This window comes from Pseudomonas sp. YuFO8 (assembly GCF_035065025.1).
Taxonomy (GTDB): domain Bacteria; phylum Pseudomonadota; class Gammaproteobacteria; order Pseudomonadales; family Pseudomonadaceae; genus Aquipseudomonas; species Aquipseudomonas putida_AE.
In genome coordinates this window covers 90,569-113,164 of sequence record NZ_JAXDEQ010000013.1, presented here as the reverse complement: position 1 = coordinate 113,164, position 22,596 = coordinate 90,569, and the positions used below count along the sequence as shown (strand labels likewise).

Below are 22,596 nucleotides of genomic sequence, written 5' to 3'. Positions count from 1 at the left end.
GACTTCTACCTTTCTTAAAGCGACGAGTATTTCTTGCGCAGACGCTGACGAATCAGTTCTGCGAGGGTGTTCATGACGAAGGTGAACAGCAACAGCACCAACGCCGAGAGGAACAGCACGCGGTAGTGGCTGCCGCCGACTTCCGACTCCGGCATTTCCACCGCGACGTTGGCGGCGAGGGTACGCAGGCCTTCGAACAGGTTCATTTCCATGACCGGGGTGTTACCGGTGGCCATCAACACGATCATGGTTTCACCGACCGCACGGCCCATGCCGATCATCAGTGCCGAGAAGATGCCCGGGCTGGCGGTGAGAATCACTACGCGGGTCATGGTCTGCCACGGCGTTGCACCAAGGGCCAGGGAGCCCAGGGTCAGGCCGCGAGGCACGCTGAACACGGCGTCTTCGGCGATGGAGTAGATGTTCGGGATGACCGCGAAGCCCATGGCCAGGCCGACCACCAGTGCGTTGCGCTGGTCGTAGGTAATCCCCAGGTCGTGGGAGATCCACATGCGCATGTCGCCGCCGAAGAACCAGTTTTCCATGAACGGGCTCATGTACAGCGACAGCCAGCCCACGAACAGGATCACTGGAATCAGCAGCGCACTTTCCCAGCCATCCGGGACTTTCAGGCGGATCGACTCAGGCAGGCGGCTGAAGGTGAAACCGGCAACCAGGATGCCGATCGGCAGCAACATCAGCAGACTGAAGATGCCCGGCAGGTGCCCTTCTACATATGGCGCGAGGAACAGGCCGGCGAAGAAACCGAGGATCACCGTCGGCATCGCTTCCATCAGCTCGATCACCGGCTTGACCTTGCGGCGCATGCCCGGGGCCATGAAGTACGCGGTGTAGATCGCAGCCGCGACGGCCAGTGGAGCGGCCAGCAGCATGGCGTAGAACGCGGCCTTGAGGGTACCGAAGGTCAGTGGCGACAGGCTCAGTTTCGGTTCGAAGTCGGTGTTGGCGGCGGTCGATTGCCAGACGTATTTAGGCTCGTCGTAGTTTTCGTACCAGACCTTGCTCCACAACGCGCTCCACGACACTTCCGGGTGCGGGTTGTCGAGCAGCAACGGTTGCAGCTTGCCGCCGGCTTCGACGATCACACGGTTGGCCCGTGGCGACAGACCGAACACGCCCTGGCCCTCGACCACCTGGTCGACCAGCAAGGTACGGTGCGCGGTGCTGTGGAACACGCCGAGCTTGCCGGCGGCATCGAGGGCAACGAAGCCCTTGCGGCGCTCTTCAGCGGTGATTTCAACGATAGGCGTGGTGCCCATCTGGAAGGTACGGATCTGCTTCAGGCGCTGCTCGCCATCCGGGTCGCGAGCCATGAACCACTGGGCCAGGCCACCCTTGGAGTCGCCGAGGATCAGCGAGATGCCACCCACCAGTTGGGTACTGGCGGTGATTTGCGCTTCGCCGTCTTCCAGCAGTTTGTAGCGACCGTTGAGGCTCTTGTCGCGCAGGCTGAACACATCGGCCTGGGCGCGACCGTTGATCACGTACAACCATTGCTGGCGCGGGTCGACGAAGATGTTCTTCACCGGCTCGGTCATTTGCGGCAGGTCGATGCGCTTCTGCTCGTTGGTGATCTCGCCGGTCATCATGTTTTCTTCGCTGGTCAGCGACAGAACATTGAGTTGCGAACCGGTGGCACCGACCAGCATCAGGGTCGAATCGTTGGCGTTGAGGCTGACGTGCTCCAGGGCACCGCCGGCTTCATTCAGCGCGATTGGCGTTTCGCCGTACGGGTACTCGATGGCCGGCGTAATGGTTTTCTTGCCGTCCGGGTAGCTGACTTTGTAAGTGTGACGGAATACCAGTGCCTGGCCGTTGGAGAAACCCACCGCCACCAGCGGTTGACCTGGCTGGTCGTCACCAATCGACGTCACAGTGGCACCCACCGGGACCGGCAGATCGACGCGTTTGAGTTCAGCGCCATTGTCGATATCGAAAAACAGTGCCTGGCCCTTGTCGGAAACCCGCATGGCGACCTGGTTCTGCTCTTCCAGGGAGATCATCAACGGCTTGCCGGCGTCTTGCATCCACGCCGGCGTGATGGCGTCGCTGGACGTCAGGCTGGCACCCTGGAACAGGGGCGCAACGACGTAGGCGAGGAAGAAAAAGATCAGGGTGATCGCACCGAGAACGGCAAGGCCGCCCACCAGGACGTACCAGCGGGTCAGGCGATCCTTGAGCGCGCGGATGCGGCGCTTGCGTTGCAGCTCAGGCGTATTGAAATCAATTCGCTTGGGGGGATTTGTAGTCATTGTGGAATTGGCCAGATCATTCATTCGCACACCCTAGCGATCCTGTATGACAGAAAGATGACAGTGCAGTGACGCAACAAATCCGCCGCCTGGTGAAACCGGCAGCGGAGCGAGAATTTGGGGGTTGTGTAGGAGCGAGCTTGCTCGCGAAGAGGGTACATCCGACACATTTTCTGTGCCTGACCTAGCTTCGCGAGCAAGCTCGCTCCTACACAGGTCCGGGGCGTGCCCCGGACCTAGGGTTTTACTTTTTTGCGACTTCTGCGCCGCCTTCCTGCAGACCCAGGTCAGCCAGTGCTTTTGCTGCAACCTTGGCTGGCAGCGGGATGTAGCCGTCTTTCACCACGACTTCCTGGCCCTGCTTGGACAGAACCAGCTTCACGAACTCGGCTTCCAGCGGGGCCAGAGGCTTGTTCGGGGCCTTGTTGACGTAGACGTACAGGAAGCGCGACAGCGGGTACTTGCCGTTCAGGGCGTTTTCTTCGGTGTCTTCGATGAACTCGCCGCCTTCTTTCTTGGACAGGGCAACGGTTTTCACGCTGGCAGTCTTGTAGCCGATGCCCGAGTAGCCGACGCCGTTAAGCGAGCTGCTGATCGACTGCACAACCGAAGCCGAACCTGGCTGTTCGTTGACGTTTGGCTTGAAGTCGCCTTTGCACAGGGCTTCTTCCTTGAAGTAGCCGTAAGTACCGGATACCGAGTTACGACCGAACAGTTGAAGGGGCTTGTTGGCCAGGTCACCGGTCACGCCCAGGTCACCCCAGGTCTTGACGTCGGTCTTGGCGCCGCACAGGCGAGTCGAGGAGAAAATCGCGTCGACCTGAGCCATGGTCAGGCCCTTGATCGGGTTGTCCTTGTGCACGAATACAGCCAAGGCGTCCACGGCAACCGGGATAGCGGTTGGCTTGTAGCCATACTTGGTTTCGAAGGCTTGCAGCTCGTTGTCCTTCATCTTGCGGCTCATCGGGCCCAGGTTAGCGGTGCCTTCGGTCAGCGCAGGTGGCGCGGTAGACGAACCGGCGGCCTGAATCTGGATGTTGACGTTCGGGTATTCTTTTTTGTAGTTCTCGGCCCAGAGGGTCATGAGGTTGGCCAGGGTATCGGAACCGACGCTGGACAGGTTGCCCGACACACCAGTGGTCTTGGTGTAGCTCGGGATAGCAGGGTCAACAGCGGCAACCGCGTTGGCAGTCGCAACGCCAGCAGCGACAAAAGTCATTGCCGCCATCAAACGCTTCAGTTTCATGCCTTACTCCTAGCAGATAGGGTGTGTTATTCGGGGCCAAGTATCAGCAGGCCGTGTGAACACTCTATGGCTGAAATATGACAATTGGATGAAAGGCCAGTATTCGAGTTTTTAGAACATGATTTATGGCGCCCCAATCGCCAGCAGGCTGGCTCCCACATTGGAATGCATTTCAATGTGGGAGCCAGCCTGCTGGCGATTGGGACGGTACAGACGATAGGAAAGTCGAAAATTATCGACCCTTCTTCCACAGATAAGCACCCACCAGAATCCCGACTCCGCAAAGCACCGCCACATAATAGGCAGGCCCCATCGGGCTCTCCTTGAGCAACAGGCTGACGATCATCGGCGTCAACCCACCGAAAATCGCATAGGCCACGTTGTAGGAGAACGACAGGCCGCTGAAACGCACCACCGGCGGGAACGCCTTGACCATCACGTACGGCACCGCACCGATGGTGCCCACCAGCAGGCCGGTCAGGGCGTACAGCGGGAACAACCAGTCAGGATGGTCGGCCAGGCTGTGATAGAAGGTCCAGGAACTGGCCAGCAATGCCGTGCAACCGACCACGAACACGCGCCCCGCGCCAAAACGATCCGCCAGGGCGCCGGCAATGATGCAGCCAATGCTCAGGAACACGATGGCCACACTGTTGGACTGCAACGAGATGGTTGGCGAGAAGTGATAGACCGTCTGCAGCACGGTCGGGGTCATCAGGATCAACACCACGATGGCGGCGGACAACAGCCAGGTCAGCAGCATCGAAATGGCAATCGCGCCACGATGGTCACGCAGCACCGCACGCAATGGCACTTCTTCGGCCAGGGCCTTGCGCTGTTGCAGCTCTGCAAACACCGGAGTTTCGTGCAGCCAGCGGCGCAGGTACACCGAGAACAAGCCAAACACGCCACCCAACAGGAACGGGATCCGCCAGGCGTAATCCGCTACTTCAACCGGGGTATAGACGCTGTTGATCGCCGTGGCGACCAGCGAACCCAGGAGGATGCCCGCCGTCAGGCCGCTGGTCAGGGTGCCGCAGGCATAACCGACATGCCGCTGCGGGACGTGTTCAGACACGAAAACCCAAGCACCCGGCACCTCACCGCCAATCGCCGCGCCCTGGATCACCCGCATCAGCAGCAACAGGATCGGCGCCCACATGCCGATCTGCGCATAAGTCGGCAGCAGGCCCATGATCAGGGTCGGCACCGCCATCATGAAGATGCTCAGGGTGAACATCTTCTTGCGCCCCAGCAGGTCGCCGAAGTGCGCCATCACGATGCCGCCCAGCGGTCGCGCCAGGTAACCGGCGGCGAAGATGCCGAAGGTCTGCATCAGGCGCAGCCACTCGGGCATGTCCGCCGGGAAGAACAGCTTGCCCACCACCGTGGCGAAGAACACGAAGATGATGAAATCGTAGAATTCCAGCGCCCCGCCCAGGGCCGACAGCGATAGCGTCTTGTAATCGTTGCGGGTCAGCGGACGTGCGGATTGGGAAGGCTGCGCGATACTCGAGGGCGCTGTGGTCATGGCAAGGGCTTCTCTTATAGTCAGGTCTGCCGCCCCAACAACGCTGGCAAGGGCTCGGGCAGGACCGGCACGATAGCAAATTGTTCGAAAAAGCACATAGAGGCGCGTATTTGATGGTCAAAATGAGAACCCGACGGTCGTATCGGAGTCTACCGACCGATATACTCGCAAGTGAGCGATAGCTAACAAGGGTTGCTGTGCGAAAACGCCTCAGGTTCACAGGCGATTTCGCAGAGTTTCCCTTTAGGCGCCTTACGAAAAACGTGACGAACGCAGTATGTTCGGGGATGAATCGTTTTTCCGAGACGGCTATTCACCCGCTATACCTACGAAGAGTCACGGGTCAGAGGCACCCCCGGCATGATAGAGCTCGAACAAGAAGATCCGATCCCGCAAGGCGACCTGGCCCTGCAAATCACCGCGCTTCCTCGCGAAACCAACGGCTTTGGCGATATTTTCGGCGGCTGGCTGGTAGCGCAGATGGATTTGGCCGGTACCGCGATGGCCAGCAAGGTGGCCGGCGGTCGCGTGGCCACTGTCGCGATCGACCGCATGGCCTTCCTGGTTCCGGTCGCCGTGGGCGCCCAGCTCTCCTTTTATACCCAGGCCCTGGAAATCGGCCGCAGCTCGATCCAGATGATGGTCGAGGTCTGGAGCGACGATCCACTGTCCAGCGAATGGCGCAAAGTCACTGAAGCGGTGTTCGTGTTTGTCGCCATCGATGGCAGCGGCCGTACCCGTTCTGTTCCGCCCCGGGCTCGTTAAAACCCGGCTGCGTTAAACCCGCCAGGCGTTTTGCGGTCCATTGCAGTCATTGTTACTGATCGAGAGCTGTCCCATGAGCACGCCCAACGTTGAAGCCGTCAAACTGGATGAACTGAACTGCTGGCGCATCCGCCACGGTCAGGCCGAATTGCTGGTGGCCCAGCAAGGTGCGCACATCCTCAGCTATCAATTGGCTGGGCAACCGCCGCTGATCTGGCTCAACGACGAGGCCGTGTTCAAGGCCGGCAAAAGCATCCGTGCCGGCGTGCCGGTGTGCTGGCCGTGGTTCGGCAACCTGGCGCGCAACCCGCAGAGCGTCCAGGCGATGCGCGTCAGCAACGAACCCGCCACTGCCCATGGGCTGGTGCGGACGATGGACTGGGAGTTGGGCGGCATCGAGGCCGAGGGTGAAAGCCTGAAGATCGAATTCCTCTTGCCCTGCCCCGAAGACGGCTTGCCAGGCTGGCCACACCAGGTCGACCTGAAGTTGAGCATTCGTCTGGATGAGCAGTTGCATATCAGCCTGACCAGCCACAACCAGGGCACCGACACCGTTACGATCAGCCAGGCGCTGCACAGCTATTTCGCGGTCAGCGATGTGCGCGAAGTGCATGTCGAAGGGCTGGACGGCTTGAGCTATATCGAGACCCTGGACGACTGGAAAACCGTGACCCAGGCCGGTGACTTGCGCTTTACCGGCGAAACCGATCGCATCTACCTCGATACACCGAGCCGGCTGAGCATTGTCGACCCGGCCTGGGAACGGCGAATCGAGCTGACCAGTACCGGCTCACGTTCAGCAGTAATCTGGAACCCGTGGACCGAACGCGCCGCGGCATTCAGCGACATGGCCGACGATGGCTGGCAGCGCATGCTGTGCATTGAAACGGCGAACGTCTTGGGGGATGTGGTGACTTTGGCACCGGGTGCCAGCCACACCTTGGGCGTAAGCATCGGCAGCAAATCTCTGTAGCACCATGAAACCAATGTGGGAGCGGGCTTGCTCGCGAAGAGGGAGTGTCAGTTGACATAAATGTTGCCTGACATATCGCCTTCGCGAGCAAGCCCGCTCCCACATTTGGCTGTGCCATGCCAACCGGCGAGTTACAAATCCGACTCCTGCACCACCCTCACCTTCGCCGCATCCAGCGCATAGGCCGCATCCGCCAGGTCATTGCTGACCTTCTCGATCTTCAGCGTGCCGGTCACCCACAGCGGCGTGTAGATATCCTCCAGCTTCAAGCCCTTGGGATAACGCACCAGCACCAGTTGATTGGGTGGCGGAGGTGGAACGTGGATGCAGGCGCCCGGGTAAGGCACCAGGAAAAACAAGGTGCTACGGCCCTTGGCGTCAGACTCCAGCGGTACCGGGTAACCACCGATACGGATGTCCTTGTCGTTCATCGACGCTACGGTCCTGGTCGAATACATCACCGCGGGCAAACCCTTGCTCTGCTTCATGCCACCTTTTTCAGTGAAGGTGCCATTGGCTTCCGGGGAGTCGTGGTCGATTTCGGGCATGGCCTCGAGGGCTTTCTGGTCCGACTTGGGCATCAGTTCGAGCCAGTCGGTTTCCGGCAGCTCGCCGGCATGGGCAAGGCCCGTACTCAGTAAAACAAGAGTCAGCAGAAGACGGCGCATGAAAATGCTCGGTAGGGATAAGGAAATCGCCGGGCATTCTAGTCCTCCCGGGCTGCGCCGCCGAGAGGACTTTGTCGCTTGAATCAGTTCTTTTTGATCAGGCCGTAGATCACCAGCAAGATCACAGCGCCCACCAGCGCCCCGAGGAAGCCTGCACCTTCGCCCGCCTGGTAGAAACCCAGGGCCTGGCCGCCATAAGTAGCCGCCAGCGAACCGCCAATACCGAGCAGGATGGTCATGATCCAGCCCATGCTGTCATCGCCCGGTTTGAGGAACCGTGCCAGCAGGCCGACGATCAAGCCGATAAAGATGGTTCCGATAATTCCCATGGCATTTCCCTCTGATTTGGTTGGTTATGCGAAAGCCTAGTCAGACTTTGGCATCCTGCCATGAGAGAACGGCGGCCCCTGAATGGTTCCGCCGCTGCCACATGAAACTGTTTTACTCGGCGATGAGCGCTTCGACCTTGAGGATCTGCGCGGCGAGGGTTTCGCGATCTGCACAACGCAGGTTGGCGTGACCGACCTTGCGGCCGACCTTGAACGCCTTGCCGTAGTGGTGCAGATGGCAATCAGCAATGGCCAGGACTTTTTCAGTCTCCGGCACTTTACCGATGAAGTTGAGCATCGCGCTTTCGCCGACCTTGGCGGTCGAACCCAGCGGCAGGCCGGCGACCGCCCGCAGGTGGTTTTCGAACTGGCTGCACTCGGCGCCTTCGGTGGTCCAGTGCCCGGAGTTGTGCACACGAGGGGCGATTTCGTTGGCTTTCAGGCCGCCGTCGACTTCAAAGAACTCGAACGCCATCACGCCCACATAATTCAGCTGCTTGAGCACTCGGCTGGAGTAATCCTCGGCCAAGGCCTGCAACGGGTGGTCGGTGCTGGCCACGGACAGCTTGAGGATGCCGCTGTCGTGGGTGTTGTGCACCAGCGGGTAGAACCTGGTTTCGCCATCGCGGGCACGCACGGCGATCAGCGAGACTTCGCCGGTGAAGGGTACGAAGCCTTCCAGCAGGCAAGCCACACTGCCCAGTTCGGCGAAGGTACCCACGACATCTTCCGGTGTGCGCAGGACTTTCTGGCCCTTGCCGTCGTAACCCAGGGTGCGGGTTTTCAGTACGGCGGGCAGGCCGATGGAAGCCACGGCGGCGTCGAGGTCAGCCTGAGACTGAATGTCGGCAAATGCCGGGGTCGGAATCCCCAGGTCTTTGAACATGCTCTTTTCGAACCAGCGATCACGGGCGATGCGCAGGGCTTCGGCGCTCGGGTAAACCGGCACGAACTGCGACAGGAACGCCACGGTTTCCGCCGGGACGCTCTCGAATTCGAAGGTCACCAGATCGACCTCATCAGCCAGCTGACGCAGGTGATCCTGATCGCCGTAATCGGCCCGCAGGTGTTCGCCCAACGCGGCGGCGCAAGCGTCCGGCGCCGGGTCGAGGAAAGCGAAGTTCATGCCCAGCGGAGTGCCCGCCAGCGCCAACATGCGACCCAACTGGCCGCCACCGATTACACCGATCTTCATCGTCAACAACCTCAGGCGATGCGTGGGTCTGGATTTTCCAGGACGCTGTCTGTCTGCTCAGCACGGAAGGTTTTCAGTACTTCGTGGAACTGCGGGTGCTTGGCGCCCAGGATACTCGCCGACAGCAGGGCTGCGTTGATCGCACCGGCCTTGCCGATGGCCAGGGTGGCGACCGGAATACCTGCTGGCATCTGCACGATCGAGAGCAGCGAATCGACGCCCGAGAGCATCGCCGACTGCACCGGCACGCCCAGCACCGGAAGGTGGGTCTTGGCCGCACACATGCCAGGCAAGTGGGCTGCGCCACCGGCACCGGCGATGATCACCTCGATGCCACGCGCCTCGGCTTCTTCAGCGTACTGGAAGAGCAGGTCCGGGGTGCGGTGGGCAGAGACCACTTTCACCTCGTAGGGGATGCCGAGCTTTTCCAGCATATCGGCGGTGTGGCTAAGGGTGGACCAATCGGACTTGGAGCCCATGATCACGCCAACCAATGCACTCATCGTCGTGCCTCTTCTCTCTGGGCGCCCGCAGGCGCATCAAAAAACAACAAGCCACGCAAAATGCGTGGCTTGATTGTACGAATTATGGCCGGTCGTAACCGGCCGAAGGCCGCGCAGTATACCTCAATACAGCAGATAAACAGCCCCTGTTGCGACCATCTGTCATACGGCGCAAAGTCCCGGTTTTATTGACTCCCAGGTCAATGGAATACAGCACAAATCTCCTGTGGGAGCGGGCTTGCTCGCGAAAGCGGTGGGTCAGTCAACATCAATGCTGCCTGACATACCGCATTCGCGAGCAAGCCCACATTTGAGTTTCCGCGGTCTCAGGTACTTTGGGCAGCGCCGCCTTCCAGTTTGCGCCACAACAACCGCACATTCGCCTTGCGCACCAACGCGCAGCGATACAGGCGAATCTCCAACGGCACATGCCACTGAGGCCCACCACACACCACCAGTTCACCGCGCGCCAGCTCGGCGCGCACACTCAGTTGCGGCACCCAGGCAATCCCCAGCCCTTCCAGCGCCATGCTCTTGAGGCTATCGGCCATGGCGGTTTCATACACCGTGGTAAAGCGCAGCGCGCGTTGGCGCAGCAAGCCATTGACCGAACGCCCGAGAAACGCTCCCGCGCTGTAGGCCAGCAACGGCACGCTGGCCTCGCCCTCCAGATCGAACAGGGGCTTGCCCTGCTCATCTGCCGCGCACACCGGGAGCATTTCGGTATGCCCAAGGTGCAGGGAAGGAAAGATCTCAGGGTCCATCTGCATGGCGGCATCCGGATCGTAGAACGCCAGCATCAGGTCGCATCCACCTTCGCGCAGCGCGTGCACGGCGTCGCCGACGTTGGTCGCCACCAGCCGTGTAGCGATGTTCAACCCTTCATTGCGCAGTTGCGCGATCCAGCGCGGGAAAAAACCCAGTGCCAGTGAGTGCGCCGCCGCGACCTGCATCACTTCGCCCTGCCCGCCTTCCAGATGATGCAGGTGTCGCAGCACTTCACCGAGCTGCTCGACCACGGTGCGCGCGGTGACCAGGAACAGCTGGCCCGCCGCCGTCAGCTCCACCGGCGTGCGCGAGCGGTTGACCAAGGTGAGCCCCAGCGCGGCTTCAAGGCTACGGATCCGGCGGCTGAAGGCCGGTTGAGTCACGAAACGGCGTTCCGCTGCCTGGGAGAAACTGCGGGTGGCGGCCAGGGCACTGAAGTCCTCCAGCCATTTACTTTCCAGATTCATCACGTCCTCCCGGAACGCACCAATTTAGGTCACACGCTCACCGCGAACACGGCGTCACATCGACATTATGCCGAATATGCATAGGCCAGTGTTTAATAGCATTGGCCCAAAATTCTCCACAAGCCTAGCATTTGCAGTGTTCCGGCACAGCCCGGGTCCATATTGAGATGATTTCTATCATGTCCTCCGCTGCATCATTCCGCACAGAAAAAGACCTGCTTGGCGTACTCGAAGTACCGGCTCAAGCGTATTACGGCATCCAGACCCTGCGAGCGGTGAACAACTTCCGTCTCTCGGGCGTTCCGATTTCGCATTACCCGAAGCTGGTAGTCGGCCTGGCCATGGTCAAGCAAGCTGCCGCTGACGCCAACCGCGAGCTGGGTCACCTGAGCGAAGCCAAGCACGCTGCCATCAGCGAAGCCTGTGCCCGTCTGATCCGCGGCGATTTCCACGAAGAATTCGTGGTGGACATGATTCAAGGCGGCGCCGGTACTTCCACCAACATGAACGCCAACGAAGTGATTGCCAACATTGCTCTCGAAGCAATGGGTCACGAGAAAGGCGAGTACCAGTACCTGCACCCGAACAACGACGTGAACATGGCGCAGTCGACCAACGACGCCTACCCGACGGCAATTCGCCTGGGTCTGCTCTTGGGTCACGACGCGCTGCTGGCCAGCCTCGACAGCCTGATCCAGTCGTTCGCCGCCAAAGGTGAAGAATTCAGCCACGTCCTGAAGATGGGTCGTACCCAGCTGCAAGACGCCGTGCCGATGACCCTTGGCCAGGAATTCCGCGCCTTCGCCACCACTTTGGGCGAAGACCTGGCACGCCTGAAGACGCTGGCACCCGAACTGCTGACCGAAGTGAACCTGGGCGGCACCGCGATCGGCACCGGCATCAACGCCGACCCGCGTTACCAGCACCTGGCCGTTCAGCGCCTGGCCACCATCAGCGGTCACCCGCTGGTACCGGCGGCCGACCTGATCGAAGCCACCTCGGACATGGGCGCCTTCGTATTGTTCTCCGGCATGCTCAAGCGTACCGCGGTCAAGCTGTCGAAGATCTGTAACGACCTGCGCCTGCTGTCCAGCGGCCCACGCACCGGCATCAACGAAATCAACCTGCCGGCGCGTCAGCCAGGCAGCTCGATCATGCCAGGCAAGGTCAACCCGGTTATCCCGGAAGCCGTGAACCAGGTGGCATTCCAGATCATCGGCAACGACCTGGCCCTGACCATCGCGGCCGAAGGCGGCCAGCTGCAATTGAACGTGATGGAGCCGCTGATCGCCTTCAAGATCTTCGACTCGATCCGCCTGCTGCAACGCGCCATGGACATGCTGCGCGAGCATTGCATCACCGGCATCACCGCCAACGAAGAACGCTGCCGTGAACTGGTCGAGCACTCGATCGGCCTGGTCACCGCGCTGAACCCGTACATCGGTTATGAAAACGCCACCCGCATCGCCCGTATCGCCCTCGAAAGCGGCCGCGGCGTGCTGGAACTGGTGCGTGAAGAAGGCCTGCTCGACGACGCCATGCTCGCCGACATCCTGCGCCCGGAAAACATGATTGCCCCGCGTCTGGTCCCGCTTAAAGCCTGACCAAACGTCAGCTCTTTAACCAAGAGCCACCGCTCACCAGGTCGAGGGACTAGACACCTCTCACCTTTTGAGGGCTTGGAGATCATTCTCCAGGCCCTTTTTTTTACTCGGAACTTGTGGTGCTTTTGCTGGCCTTTTCGCTGGCAAGCCATCGCCTGCAAGGACAGGGTGAACACCAACCACCTGTAGAAGCTGGCTTGCCAGCGAAGAGGCCCTCAAGACCCTTCGAAATCCCCTTCGTTTCACCGCATGCACCACAACCGTGCAGACGGACGGCACTCTCATCGGTATAGTGCCGCCCCTCTTCGCGTAGGCGGTCGTCGGTAGCGAGACCACAACCCATGCGAAACCCGAACTAATAACAAACCCGCGATATGAAACCGGGACGAACATCGACCCACCTGTTGTGCCGTGCGCCCGCTGGTGTAACGAGATGTTTCTGTCCGGCCAGCATCTGCCCCCACAAAAAACAGCGAGGAATATCCATGCTCGAAGTCATCAACGACTTCCTCTCCGGCAAAGTACTGATCGTGCTCATTGTCGGGCTCGGTAGCTACTTCACGATCCGCTCGCGTTTCGTTCAATTGCGTCACTTCTTCCATATGTTCGCGGTCTTCCGCGACAGCCTCAAAAGCAGCGCCGGTCAACTCAGCTCGTTCCAGGCCTTGATGCTCAGCCTGGCCGGGCGTGTCGGTGCAGGCAACATTGCCGGTGTCGGCATTGCCGTGACACTGGGTGGCCCCGGTGCCGTATTCTGGATGTGGGTAACCGCACTGGTCGGCATGTCGAGCAGCTTCTTCGAATGCTCCCTCGGCCAGCTCTACAAGCGCTGCGACAGTGAAGGCCAGTTCCGTGGCGGCCCTTCCTACTACATCCAGCACGGCCTGCAAAAGCGCTGGCTGGGGATGATCATGGCGTTCCTGCTGCTGGTTACCTTCGGCTTCGCCTTCAACGGCCTGCAATCCCATGCCGTGACCCACTCTCTGAACAACGCGTTCGGCCTCGACACCACCTGGACCGGCCTTGGCCTGGCCGTGCTGCTGGGCCTGGTGTTCATCGGCGGGATCAAGCGCATCGCCAAGGTCGCTGACCTGCTGGTACCGGTGAAGACCCTGGTGTACATCGGCGTGACCATCTACGTGATCGTGCTGCAGTTCGATCAGGTGCCGGGCATGCTGATGACCATCGTCAAGAGCGCCTTCGGCCTGGACCAGGCGTTTGGCGGCCTGATCGGCAGCGCCATCATCATGGGAGTCAAGCGCGGCGTGTTCGCCAACGAGGCCGGCCTTGGCAGCGCGCCGAACGTGGCCGCGGTGGCTGCGGTCGAGCATCCGGTCGCACAAGGGGTGGTCCAGGCGTTCAGTGTGTTCCTTGACACCTTCGTGATCTGCACCTGCACGGCCTTGCTGATCCTGCTGTCGGGCTTCTATACCCCGGGTTTCGAAGGCGACGGCATAGCCCTGACCCAGAACTCCCTCGCCGCCGTGGTCGGTGACTGGGGCCGGATGTTCATTTCCGTGGCGCTGGCGTTGTTCGTGTTCACCTCGATCCTCTACAACTACTACCTGGGCGAGAGCAACCTGCGCTTCCTGATCGGTGAAAACCGCAAGGCACTGATGGGCTACCGTGCGCTGGTGCTGGTCCTGATTTTCTGGGGCGCCATCGAAAACCTCGGGACCGTGTTCGCCTTTGCCGACATCACCATGACGATGCTGGCGTTCGTCAACCTGATCGCGCTGTTCCTGCTGTTCAAGGTCGGCATGCGCATCCTGCGTGACTACGATGACCAGCGCGCGGCCGGGATCAAGACCCCGGTGTTCGACTCGAGCAAGTTCCCCGACCTGGACCTGGATCGCCAGGCCTGGCCAGCCAATCCGCCAGCCGCCATCACCAAGGCTGAAGCCGAGTCACAGGGCGTGCCCGCAGCGCAACGCTGATCGGTTAAAGTGCGTTATCCCTTGTGGGAGCGGGCTTGCTCGCGAAAGCGGTGTGTCAGGCAACATCAATGCTGACTGACACTCCCTCTTCGCGAGCAAGCCCGCTCCCACACAGGAACTCATCGTTATCGGAGCACCCCCATGAATTCCTCGACCTACCCTGCCGCCCAGCACGTCATGGTGCTCTACACCGGCGGCACCATTGGCATGCAAGCCAGCGAACACGGCCTGGCGCCGGCATCCGGTTTCGAAGCGCGGATGCGCGAATACCTGCACAGCCAGCCTGATCTGGTGGTACCGCAATGGCGCTTTCGCGAGATGTCGCCGCTGATCGACAGCGCCAACATGACCCCGGCGTATTGGCAGCAATTGCGCGAAGCGGTGGTCGATGCCGTAGACGTGCAGGGTTGCGACAGCGTGCTGATCCTGCACGGCACCGACACCCTGGCCTACAGCGCCGCCGCCATGAGTTTTCAATTGCTCGGCCTGCACGCCCGCGTGTGCTTTACCGGCTCGATGCTGCCGGCCGGCGTAACCGACAGCGACGCCTGGGAAAACCTGGGTGGCGCACTGGTTGCGTTAGGCCAAGGCCTGGCGCCGGGGGTGCACTTGTACTTCCACGGCGAACTGCTGGACCCGACCCGTTGCGCCAAAGTGCGCAGTTTCGGCCGGCATCCGTTCAAGCGCCTGGAACGTCAGGGTGGTGGCGTGAAGGTCGACTCCCTGCCGCCACAGCTGAATTACAACCAGGGCAAGCAACTGGCGAAAGTCGGCGTGCTGCCGTTGTTCCCTGGGATCGACGCCGAAATTCTGGATGGCCTGATCGACAGCGGCATTCAGGGCCTTGTGCTGGAGTGCTATGGCAGCGGTACCGGTCCGAGCGACAACCCGGGTTTTCTCGCCAGCCTGGAACGGGCACGGGACGCGGGCGTCGTGGTGGTGGCAGTCACGCAGTGCCACGAAGGCGGCGTAGAGCTGGACGTTTATGAGGCGGGTAGTCGTTTGCGGGTGGCCGGTGTGCTTTCAGGTGGCGGCATGACCCGTGAAGCAGCGTTCGGCAAACTGCATGGCTTGCTAGGTGCAGGACTTGAACCTTCCGAGGTTCGGCGACTGGTCGAATGGGACCTGTGTGGCGAGCTGGCTTGATATATACATCCCTCATAATGAGTGCACTCAAGTTCTTTTCGAGAACTTGAGCCGCCACTTCGAACATACAACTTTACAAATACGATGCAATTATAACTCCCACAACAAAGTCAAGTTAGATACCTTTGCTCAGGCAGGACGCACCTAAACTTGATTACAGGAGTTACATATAATGAGCATTTCATCCAAAGGCTGGACCGCACAAATAGACCGGATGCCGGGCGCTGCTTCTTTCCGCACCTACGGCACCGTAACGGTCGCCAATAGTGGCATTACACCAACGCTGGTCCTGAGTGCACGGCAAGACAAGACCACTAATATACGCCTGGACCTGCTACTCGAAGAATCAAGCGACATGTCGCTGCAGGCTCTAACAGACAAGTTTGTCGAGTACAAGGAAATGGGCAACTCAAACGTCACCGGCGTCAGCATCTTCCATGATGGAAAATTACTGCACCATATAAGTGAAGTAATGATTACCCATTAAGAGCAGTGTATTTCCCACGCTATAGAATTTCCCGCCAGACACGCCAAGTGCATGGCGGGAAACTTCGTCGCTAACTTACGCCTTGCGCTCGTAGCAAATCCGCCAGAGCCTGCGCCTCAACCGGCCGGCTGATCAGATAGCCCTGCACTTCATCACAGCGTTCAGCCTGCAAAAACTCCAGCTGCTCCAGTCGCTCCACGCCTTCAGCCACCACTTTCAATTTCAAGCCGTGGGCCATGGCAATAATCGCCCGGGTAATCGCCGCATCTTCCGTGCCCTCTCCCAAGCCGCGAATAAACGCCTGATCGATCTTCACGTAATCCACGGGGATGCGCTTGAGGTAGCTCAGGGATGAATAGCCGGTGCCAAAATCATCGATCGCCAGCTTCACCCCCAGATCACGCAGTTGCTGGAACGTCGCGATAATGTGCTCGACGCTGTCGAGCAACTGGCTTTCGGTAAGTTCCAGTTCAAGGTAATGCGGCGCCAATCCGGTTTCTTCCAGGACCTGACGTACCAGGCTGACCAGCTTGCCCTGGCGCAATTGATGCACCGACAGATTGACCGACACCCGAATCGCCTCGAGTCCCAGGCGTTGCCACTCACAGGCTTGCCAGCAGGCCTGGCGCAAGACGAACTCGCCGATCGGGCCGATCAACCCGGTCTCCTCCGCCAGACCGATGAAATCCCCCGGCGGCACCCGCCCCATGGTCGGGTGGTCCCAGCGCACCAGGGCCTCGGCGGCATTGAGCCTGCCCGTGGCGAGGCACAGTTTTGGTTGGTAGAACACCTTCAGCTGTTTCTCTTCAACCGCTTTACGCAGATGGTTTTCCAGCTGCAAGCGCTCAAGGGTGCTGGTTTGCAAGCTATCGGTGTAGAACTGGAAATTGTTACCGCCCAAATGCTTGGCGTGCTGCATGGCCATGTTCGACTGACTGACCAATGCGGATATTTCCCGGGCGTTATCCGGCAACAGGCTGATGCCCATGGAAGCACTGACCACCAGCTCATGACCCTCGACGGTCACCGGCAAGCGCAATTTGGCCGACAGGCGCGTGGCCACCCGCGCCAGGCTGGAAAGGTTACCGTAGGCATTGAACAGCACGGCGAATTCATCGCCGGACAAGCGCGCGATGGTGTCTGCCTCAGGTAATGCATTGACCAGGCGCCGGGCCATTTTCTGCAACAGTTGATCGGCCACTTCGTGCCCCAGGCTGTCGTTGAGCTGCTTGAAACGATCCAGATTGATGTGCAACAACGCCAGGCTGCGATAACCGCCCTGACGCACCCGCTGATGCGCCTCGCCCAGCCGTTCGCGGAACATCGAGCGATTGGCCAGCCCCGTGAGTTCGTCGTAATGGGTCAGGTAGCGCATGCGCTCTTCGGATTCTCGCCGTGCCGAGAGATCGGCGAAGAAGCCCACGATATGACTGACATTGCCCCGCACATCGCGTACTGCATTCAATTGCAGAAATTGTGGATACATCTCGCCGTTCTTGCGGGTTTCCACCAGTTCACCCTGCCAACTGCCGTGCTGCTCCAGCGCTTGATGGATCGCGCCGTAATGCCGTCGCGCATCGCGACTGCAGGGCAACTCGACCACGTTGCGCCCAAGCATCTCCTCGATTTTATAGCCAGTGACCCGGCTGAAGGCTTGATTGACCGCAAGCAGGGCATAACCCGGATCGAAAATCACGATACCTTCGCTGGCGGCCTCGAACACCGTCGCCGCCAACTGCCGTTGCTCCTCCTGGGCCTTGCTGGCACTGATATCGCGCCGCGTGCCCACCATGCGAACCACCCGCCCGTTGTCGGCACGTTCGACCGCCCGCCCACGGTCTTCGATCCACACCCAGTGGCCAGCGCCATGCCGCACGCGATACTCGATCTGGTAGTCCTCGGTGCGGCCCTTCAAATGCTCGACCAACGCCCTTTTCAATGCAGGCAGATCGTCGGGGTGCAGGCGGGGCTTGAGGTGGCGCAGGATAGCCGTCACCTGTTCCGGCTCCAGACCGAACAATTCCTGGATCTGCGTGTGATGGACCTCGTCGGTTTGCAGGTTCCAGTCCCACAGCCCCAGTTCGCTGGCCTTCAATGCCAGCGCAAGGCGCGCCTCACTCTTGCTCAGCGCCTGGTTGGCCGCGTCCAGCTCCAGACTGCGCTGGGCGACACGGCTTTCCAGATCGACCTGGATCTCGCGCAATTCGTCTTCGGCACGCCGACGCTGGTCGATTTCCCGGGTCAGCTTCTGATTGAGCTGGTCGCTGCAGTTCTGCACTTGCTGCAGATGCTCGATCAGCGCCTGATTCTGAAAGCGTCGCAACATCCCACGATCGATCAACCGATTCACTTGCCAGGCGACCACACTCAAAGCGCCGAGCAAAATCAGGCCGAACCAGCCCCAACCGTGTTGCTGGTCGTCCCCGCCCCAGAACATATAGGCGATGGCCGGCAACAGGCAGGGCAAGGTGAAGGACAGGAACGCCGGCAAACTCACCGCGTAGGCCACGCTGGCCGATAGCGCCGCGGCACCGATCAGGCCGAAGACCCACGCTTGTTGAATGAAGTTATCGGCGGGAACCAGGGCAATACCGGCACCGGCCAGGGTCAGGCCAGTGAGACCCGAGCCCAGCAGAAACATGCGTCGCCAGATCGGATGCGCCTGGCGGTTGGGAATCGCCGAATCGAAGGCCGCCACCTGGATCACCCGCAATGCCACCAGCGACAGCAACCACACCAGCCAGACACTGACCAGGAAGTAACGCTGCGGACTCCAGAGCAAACCGGCGCACACCAGGCCATTGATCAACATGAACAGTGTGGGCAGCAAGGAACCCTGGTACAGCAGACGCGTGCGTTCGACCGCCATTTCCATGGCGTATCGTTTACGAATAACCCGGGGCTCCACAGTAGGGCCCGACAGGTCGAAGCTGAGGGTCATAGGCAGTGTTCTTGTTCTTATAATGATGAGCATGAGCCCGAAACGTCGACGGAGCATACACAACGCAATGCCCGGACCAAACCGCTACCGATCAAAAAACAGACAAAAATTGTCGACTGCCAGACGTGGCAGAATGCCTTCAAGCGGGGCCGGCCAACGCTTGCAGCCGATGACCGACCGGTCGTCCATGGGTAACTTTCATCGGCTAAAGCAAAGCGGGGTTTGCCCGAGCTGACGCGGCCCCCTAGAATGCCCCGATGCGCGATGATCTCTCCCTTCTGCTGAACTCCCTCAACGATGCCCAACGCCAGGCCGTAGCTGCCCCCGTGGGTCGTCAGTTGGTCCTGGCCGGTGCTGGTTCCGGTAAAACCCGAGTGCTGGTGCACCGTATCGCCTGGTTGATCCAGGTCGAAAACGCCTCGCCCCACTCCATCCTGTCGGTGACCTTTACCAACAAGGCTGCTGCCGAGATGCGCCATCGCATCGAGCAGCTGATGGGTATCAACCCGGCCGGTATGTGGGTCGGCACCTTCCACGGCCTGGCGCACCGCTTGCTGCGGGCGCACTGGCAGGAAGCGGGCTTGAGCCAGACCTTTCAGATTCTCGACAGCGACGACCAGCAACGCCTGGTCAAGCGAGTGATCCGCGAGCTCGGCCTGGACGAACAACGCTGGCCCGCCCGTCAGGCCCAGTGGTTCATCAACGGACAGAAAGACGAAGGCCTGCGCCCACAACACATTCAAGCCAGCGGCGATCTGTTCCTGGCGACCATGCGCGGCATCTATGAGGCCTACGAGGCCGCTTGCCTGCGCGCCGGTGTGATCGACTTCTCCGAATTGCTGCTGCGCGCCCTCGACCTGTGGCGTGATCACCCTGGCCTGCTGGCGCATTATCAGAAGCGCTTCCGGCACATTCTGGTGGACGAGTTCCAAGACACCAACGCCGTGCAGTACGCCTGGTTGCGCCTGCTGGCCAAAGGTGGCGACAGCCTGATGGTGGTCGGCGACGACGACCAGTCGATCTATGGCTGGCGTGGCGCGAAAATCGAGAACATCTACCAGTACTCCGAAGATTTCCCGGACGCTGAAACCATTCGCCTGGAACAGAACTACCGCTCCACCGCCGGCATCCTCAAGGCCGCCAACGCCTTGATCGCCAACAACACCGGGCGCCTGGGCAAAGAGCTGTGGACCGATGGCGGCGACGGCGAAGCCATCAACCTGTACGCCGCGTTCAACGAACACGATGAAGCTCGCTACGTTGTCGAAACCATCGAAAGTGCGCTGAAAACCGGCTTGGCTCGCAGCGATATCGCGATCCTGTACCGTTCCAACGCCCAATCGCGCGTGTTGGAGGAAGCCTTGCTGCGCGAGCGCATTCCGTACCGCATCTATGGCGGCCAGCGCTTCTTCGAACGCGCTGAAATCAAGAACGCCATGGCCTACCTTCGCCTGCTCGAAGGCCGTGGCAACGATGCCGCGCTGGAGCGGGTGATCAACGTGCCGGCCCGGGGCATCGGCGAAAAAACCGTCGAAGCGATCCGCGACCATGCCCGCCACAGCGATGTGTCGATGTGGGAAGCGATGCGCCAACTGGTGGCCAACAAAGGCGTTACCGGCCGCGCAGCCAGCGCGCTGGGGGCGTTTGTCGAGTTGATCGAGAACCTCGCCGCCAAGTGCATGGACATGCCGTTGCACCTGATGACCCAAACCGTCATCGAGCAGTCGGGACTGATCGCCTACCACGAAGCGGAAAAAGGCGAGAAAGGCCAGGCACGGGTAGAAAACCTTGAGGAACTGGTCAGCGCCGCGCGCAACTTCGAAAACAGCGAAGAGGACGAGGACCTGACGCCACTGGCGGCTTTCCTCGGTCACGCCTCACTGGAAGCCGGCGATACCCAGGCCGACGAACACGAAGACAGCATTCAGCTGATGACCCTGCACAGTGCCAAGGGCCTGGAATTCCCCTATGTGTTCCTGGTGGGCATGGAAGAAGGCCTGTTCCCGCACAAGATGAGCCTGGAAGAGCCCGGCCGTCTTGAGGAAGAGCGTCGCCTGGCCTATGTAGGCATCACTCGGGCCATGCAGAACCTTGTGATGACTTATGCTGAAACCCGACGCCTGTACGGCAGCGAGACCTACAACAAGGTGTCGCGCTTCGTACGCGAAGTGCCCAAGGGCCTGATTCAGGAGGTGCGGCTGTCCAACAGCGTCAGCCGTCCGTTCGGGGGCAACCAGTCGATGAGCGGCAGCAACCTGTTCAGCGGCAGCGAGATTCCGCAGACCGGCTTCAGCCTGGGCCAGACTGTGCGCCACTCGATCTTCGGTGACGGCGTGATCCTCAACTTCGAAGGCGCCGGTGCGGCGGCTCGGGTCCAGGTGAACTTCAGCGAAGGCAGCAAGTGGTTGATGCTGGGGTACGCGAAGCTGGAAGCGATCTAAAGAACGCCAGAGAATCCATGTGGGAGCGGGCTTGCTCGCGAAGGTCGCACCGCGGTTCGTCAGGAACACCGCGTTATCGTTCTTCGCGAGCAAGCCCGCTCCCACAAGGTTACGCGGCGCTGGCATAGGCCTGATCACGGCGGGCGTCATCCTGCTCGCGCTGCGACGCCAGGTATCATTTCCTACAGAACTTATTTACTTATCCTACAGACCAAAGTTAACAGGCCCTATTGCGCTGATTGAAGCTGAATGCAACCTGTCAGGCAAAAGCCCGAAACACTCTGCCGCTAGCCAGTAACACTTCAGCTGTGCAACATGGCGCGCGTGCCTTCCACAAATGGGAATTCCCTATATGAAACGTTTTCTTAGCATCGCCATGGCGTTGTGCATCGGCCTGACGATGAGCCTCGACGCCAATGCCGCCAAGCGCTTTGGTGGTGGCAAAAGCGCAGGCGCTGCGCCGACACATCAAACCAGCCAGATGGCTCCTTCTTCTCCAGGCATGGGCGGCGCAGCTGCGACCGCTGGTGCAGCCGGTGCCGCTGGCGCCGCCGCCAAGGCCGGTGGCGCTTCGCGCTGGCTCGGCCCTCTGGCCGGTATCGCCGCCGGTGGCCTGCTGGCTTCCATGTTCATGGGCGACGGTTTCCAGGGCATGCAGATCTTCGACATCCTGATCATGGCGGTCATCGCGTTCCTGGTCTTCCGCTTCATCGCCGCTCGTCGTCGCAAGCAGCAGGCGCACATGGCTCCGGCTGGCTATGCCCCGCCGATGCAGCGTGAAGCCTTCGAACAGAAACCTGCTGGTGGTTCGATCTTCGGCGGTTCGGCTGCACCGGTTGCCGCTCGTCCGGTAATCAATGCGCCAGCCTGGTTCAATGAGAAGAACTTCATTGAAGCGGCCCGTAACCACTTCCAGTCCCTGCAGCAGCACTGGGACGCCAACGAAATGGACAAGATCTCCGAGTTCGTGACCCCGCAGATGCTGGAGTTCCTCAAGCGCGAACGCGCCGACCTGGGTGACGGCTTCCAGTCCACCTACATCGATAACCTCGTTGTGCAACTGGACGGCGTGGATGATCGCGCCGACAAGACCATCGCCACCCTGACCTTCAGCGGCGTGTCGAAAACCTCGCGTTTCGACCAGGGCGAAGTGTTCAGCGAAAGCTGGAACATGGAACGTGCACAGGGCGAAAACCAGCCTTGGCTGGTGGCCGGTATCCGCCAGAACGGCTGATTCCCCTCCGCGCTTCACTTGCTGTAATAAAAACCCCAGCCTCGGCTGGGGTTTTCTATTTCGCGGTTGCATCTATAGCGAGCTACTG

General features: G+C 60.3%; 17 protein-coding genes. 8 read left to right on the top strand and 9 right to left on the bottom strand.

The features are described 5' to 3' along the window. Positions 1–14: 14 nt before the first annotated feature. From SOP95_RS14145 to SOP95_RS14135, 3 genes are all read right to left on the bottom strand, one after another. Positions 15–2,297, bottom strand: coding sequence for an ABC transporter permease subunit (locus SOP95_RS14145; protein ID WP_274073740.1), 2,283 nt, complete (start codon positions 2,295–2,297; stop codon positions 15–17). A gap of 220 nt (positions 2,298–2,517) precedes the next feature. Continuing rightward, the gene (locus tag SOP95_RS14140) at positions 2,518–3,519 is read right to left on the bottom strand and encodes a phosphate ABC transporter substrate-binding protein PstS (protein WP_274073741.1); all 1,002 of its coding nucleotides are present in this window, start codon (positions 3,517–3,519) and stop codon (positions 2,518–2,520) included. Between the two features lie 232 nt (positions 3,520–3,751). Beyond that, positions 3,752–5,050 carry an MFS transporter gene (locus SOP95_RS14135; RefSeq protein ID WP_274073742.1) on the bottom strand — a complete coding sequence of 433 codons (1,299 nt, stop codon included), beginning with the start codon at positions 5,048–5,050 and terminating at the stop codon, positions 3,752–3,754. 360 nt (positions 5,051–5,410) lie between these two features. Here SOP95_RS14135 and SOP95_RS14130 point away from each other — a divergent pair, with 360 nt between their 5' ends. Then, on the top strand, positions 5,411–5,815 hold the full coding sequence (locus SOP95_RS14130; RefSeq protein ID WP_007896491.1) for an acyl-CoA thioesterase: 405 nt from the start codon (positions 5,411–5,413) through the stop codon (positions 5,813–5,815). A gap of 73 nt (positions 5,816–5,888) precedes the next feature. Then, positions 5,889–6,788 carry a D-hexose-6-phosphate mutarotase gene (locus SOP95_RS14125; RefSeq protein ID WP_323607391.1) on the top strand — a complete coding sequence of 300 codons (900 nt, stop codon included), beginning with the start codon at positions 5,889–5,891 and terminating at the stop codon, positions 6,786–6,788. Between the two features lie 131 nt (positions 6,789–6,919). Here the strand turns inward: SOP95_RS14125 and SOP95_RS14120 are convergent, their stop codons facing one another. The 5 genes from SOP95_RS14120 to SOP95_RS14100 form a co-directional block, all read right to left on the bottom strand. Next, positions 6,920–7,456 carry a DUF3299 domain-containing protein gene (locus SOP95_RS14120; RefSeq protein WP_274073744.1) on the bottom strand — a complete coding sequence of 179 codons (537 nt, stop codon included), beginning with the start codon at positions 7,454–7,456 and terminating at the stop codon, positions 6,920–6,922. Positions 7,457–7,539: 83 nt separating this feature from the next. Further along, positions 7,540–7,785, bottom strand: a complete 246-nt coding sequence (locus SOP95_RS14115) for a GlsB/YeaQ/YmgE family stress response membrane protein (RefSeq protein WP_045057799.1) — start codon at positions 7,783–7,785, stop codon at positions 7,540–7,542. A gap of 112 nt (positions 7,786–7,897) precedes the next feature. Beyond that, positions 7,898–8,980: a 5-(carboxyamino)imidazole ribonucleotide synthase gene (locus tag SOP95_RS14110; protein ID WP_180202118.1), complete on the bottom strand. Its 1,083-nt coding sequence runs from the start codon at positions 8,978–8,980 to the stop codon at positions 7,898–7,900. A gap of 11 nt (positions 8,981–8,991) precedes the next feature. Next, entirely contained in the window at positions 8,992–9,483 is a 492-nt protein-coding gene (gene purE, locus SOP95_RS14105; RefSeq protein WP_034149342.1) for a 5-(carboxyamino)imidazole ribonucleotide mutase, read from the bottom strand. A gap of 326 nt (positions 9,484–9,809) precedes the next feature. Then, the gene (locus SOP95_RS14100; RefSeq protein ID WP_046818579.1) at positions 9,810–10,718 is read right to left on the bottom strand and encodes a LysR substrate-binding domain-containing protein; all 909 of its coding nucleotides are present in this window, start codon (positions 10,716–10,718) and stop codon (positions 9,810–9,812) included. Between the two features lie 179 nt (positions 10,719–10,897). Here SOP95_RS14100 and aspA point away from each other — a divergent pair, with 179 nt between their 5' ends. The 4 genes from aspA to SOP95_RS14080 all read left to right on the top strand — a co-directional run bounded on the left by aspA (position 10,898) and on the right by SOP95_RS14080 (position 15,892). Beyond that, complete coding sequence (gene aspA / locus SOP95_RS14095) at positions 10,898–12,322, top strand: aspartate ammonia-lyase (protein WP_274073745.1); 1,425 nt, start codon at positions 10,898–10,900, stop codon at positions 12,320–12,322. A gap of 485 nt (positions 12,323–12,807) precedes the next feature. After that, entirely contained in the window at positions 12,808–14,259 is a 1,452-nt protein-coding gene (locus SOP95_RS14090; RefSeq protein ID WP_323607390.1) for an alanine/glycine:cation symporter family protein, read from the top strand. Between the two features lie 141 nt (positions 14,260–14,400). Next, complete coding sequence (locus SOP95_RS14085; RefSeq protein ID WP_323607389.1) at positions 14,401–15,405, top strand: asparaginase; 1,005 nt, start codon at positions 14,401–14,403, stop codon at positions 15,403–15,405. Between the two features lie 172 nt (positions 15,406–15,577). Beyond that, the gene (locus SOP95_RS14080) at positions 15,578–15,892 is read left to right on the top strand and encodes a hypothetical protein (RefSeq protein WP_323607388.1); all 315 of its coding nucleotides are present in this window, start codon (positions 15,578–15,580) and stop codon (positions 15,890–15,892) included. 70 nt (positions 15,893–15,962) lie between these two features. Here the strand turns inward: SOP95_RS14080 and SOP95_RS14075 are convergent, their stop codons facing one another. Next, positions 15,963–18,833, bottom strand: a complete 2,871-nt coding sequence (locus SOP95_RS14075; protein ID WP_323607387.1) for an EAL domain-containing protein — start codon at positions 18,831–18,833, stop codon at positions 15,963–15,965. A gap of 257 nt (positions 18,834–19,090) precedes the next feature. On the opposite strand from SOP95_RS14075, the gene uvrD reads away from it, so the two are divergent. Then, the gene (gene uvrD, locus SOP95_RS14070) at positions 19,091–21,274 is read left to right on the top strand and encodes a DNA helicase II (RefSeq protein ID WP_274073750.1); all 2,184 of its coding nucleotides are present in this window, start codon (positions 19,091–19,093) and stop codon (positions 21,272–21,274) included. Between the two features lie 352 nt (positions 21,275–21,626). Then, positions 21,627–22,508 carry a Tim44 domain-containing protein gene (locus SOP95_RS14065; RefSeq protein WP_274073751.1) on the top strand — a complete coding sequence of 294 codons (882 nt, stop codon included), beginning with the start codon at positions 21,627–21,629 and terminating at the stop codon, positions 22,506–22,508. Positions 22,509–22,596: the final 88 nt, after the last annotated feature.

Excerpts from the sequence above, each read along its gene's own strand:
- SOP95_RS14145 (WP_274073740.1), bottom strand. The coding sequence starts at position 2,297 with ATGAATGATCTGGCCAATTCCACAATGACTACAAATCCCCCCAAGCGA.
- SOP95_RS14140 (WP_274073741.1), bottom strand. The coding sequence starts at position 3,519 with ATGAAACTGAAGCGTTTGATGGCGGCAATGACTTTTGTCGCTGCTGGC.
- SOP95_RS14135 (WP_274073742.1), bottom strand. The coding sequence starts at position 5,050 with ATGACCACAGCGCCCTCGAGTATCGCGCAGCCTTCCCAATCCGCACGT.
- SOP95_RS14130 (WP_007896491.1), top strand. The coding sequence starts at position 5,411 with ATGATAGAGCTCGAACAAGAAGATCCGATCCCGCAAGGCGACCTGGCC.
- SOP95_RS14125 (WP_323607391.1), top strand. The coding sequence starts at position 5,889 with ATGAGCACGCCCAACGTTGAAGCCGTCAAACTGGATGAACTGAACTGC.
- SOP95_RS14120 (WP_274073744.1), bottom strand. The coding sequence starts at position 7,456 with ATGCGCCGTCTTCTGCTGACTCTTGTTTTACTGAGTACGGGCCTTGCC.
- SOP95_RS14115 (WP_045057799.1), bottom strand. The coding sequence starts at position 7,785 with ATGGGAATTATCGGAACCATCTTTATCGGCTTGATCGTCGGCCTGCTG.
- SOP95_RS14110 (WP_180202118.1), bottom strand. The coding sequence starts at position 8,980 with ATGAAGATCGGTGTAATCGGTGGCGGCCAGTTGGGTCGCATGTTGGCG.
- purE (WP_034149342.1), bottom strand. The coding sequence starts at position 9,483 with ATGAGTGCATTGGTTGGCGTGATCATGGGCTCCAAGTCCGATTGGTCC.
- SOP95_RS14100 (WP_046818579.1), bottom strand. The coding sequence starts at position 10,718 with ATGAATCTGGAAAGTAAATGGCTGGAGGACTTCAGTGCCCTGGCCGCC.
- aspA (WP_274073745.1), top strand. The coding sequence starts at position 10,898 with ATGTCCTCCGCTGCATCATTCCGCACAGAAAAAGACCTGCTTGGCGTA.
- SOP95_RS14090 (WP_323607390.1), top strand. The coding sequence starts at position 12,808 with ATGCTCGAAGTCATCAACGACTTCCTCTCCGGCAAAGTACTGATCGTG.
- SOP95_RS14085 (WP_323607389.1), top strand. The coding sequence starts at position 14,401 with ATGAATTCCTCGACCTACCCTGCCGCCCAGCACGTCATGGTGCTCTAC.
- SOP95_RS14080 (WP_323607388.1), top strand. The coding sequence starts at position 15,578 with ATGAGCATTTCATCCAAAGGCTGGACCGCACAAATAGACCGGATGCCG.
- SOP95_RS14075 (WP_323607387.1), bottom strand. The coding sequence starts at position 18,833 with ATGACCCTCAGCTTCGACCTGTCGGGCCCTACTGTGGAGCCCCGGGTT.
- uvrD (WP_274073750.1), top strand. The coding sequence starts at position 19,091 with ATGCGCGATGATCTCTCCCTTCTGCTGAACTCCCTCAACGATGCCCAA.
- SOP95_RS14065 (WP_274073751.1), top strand. The coding sequence starts at position 21,627 with ATGAAACGTTTTCTTAGCATCGCCATGGCGTTGTGCATCGGCCTGACG.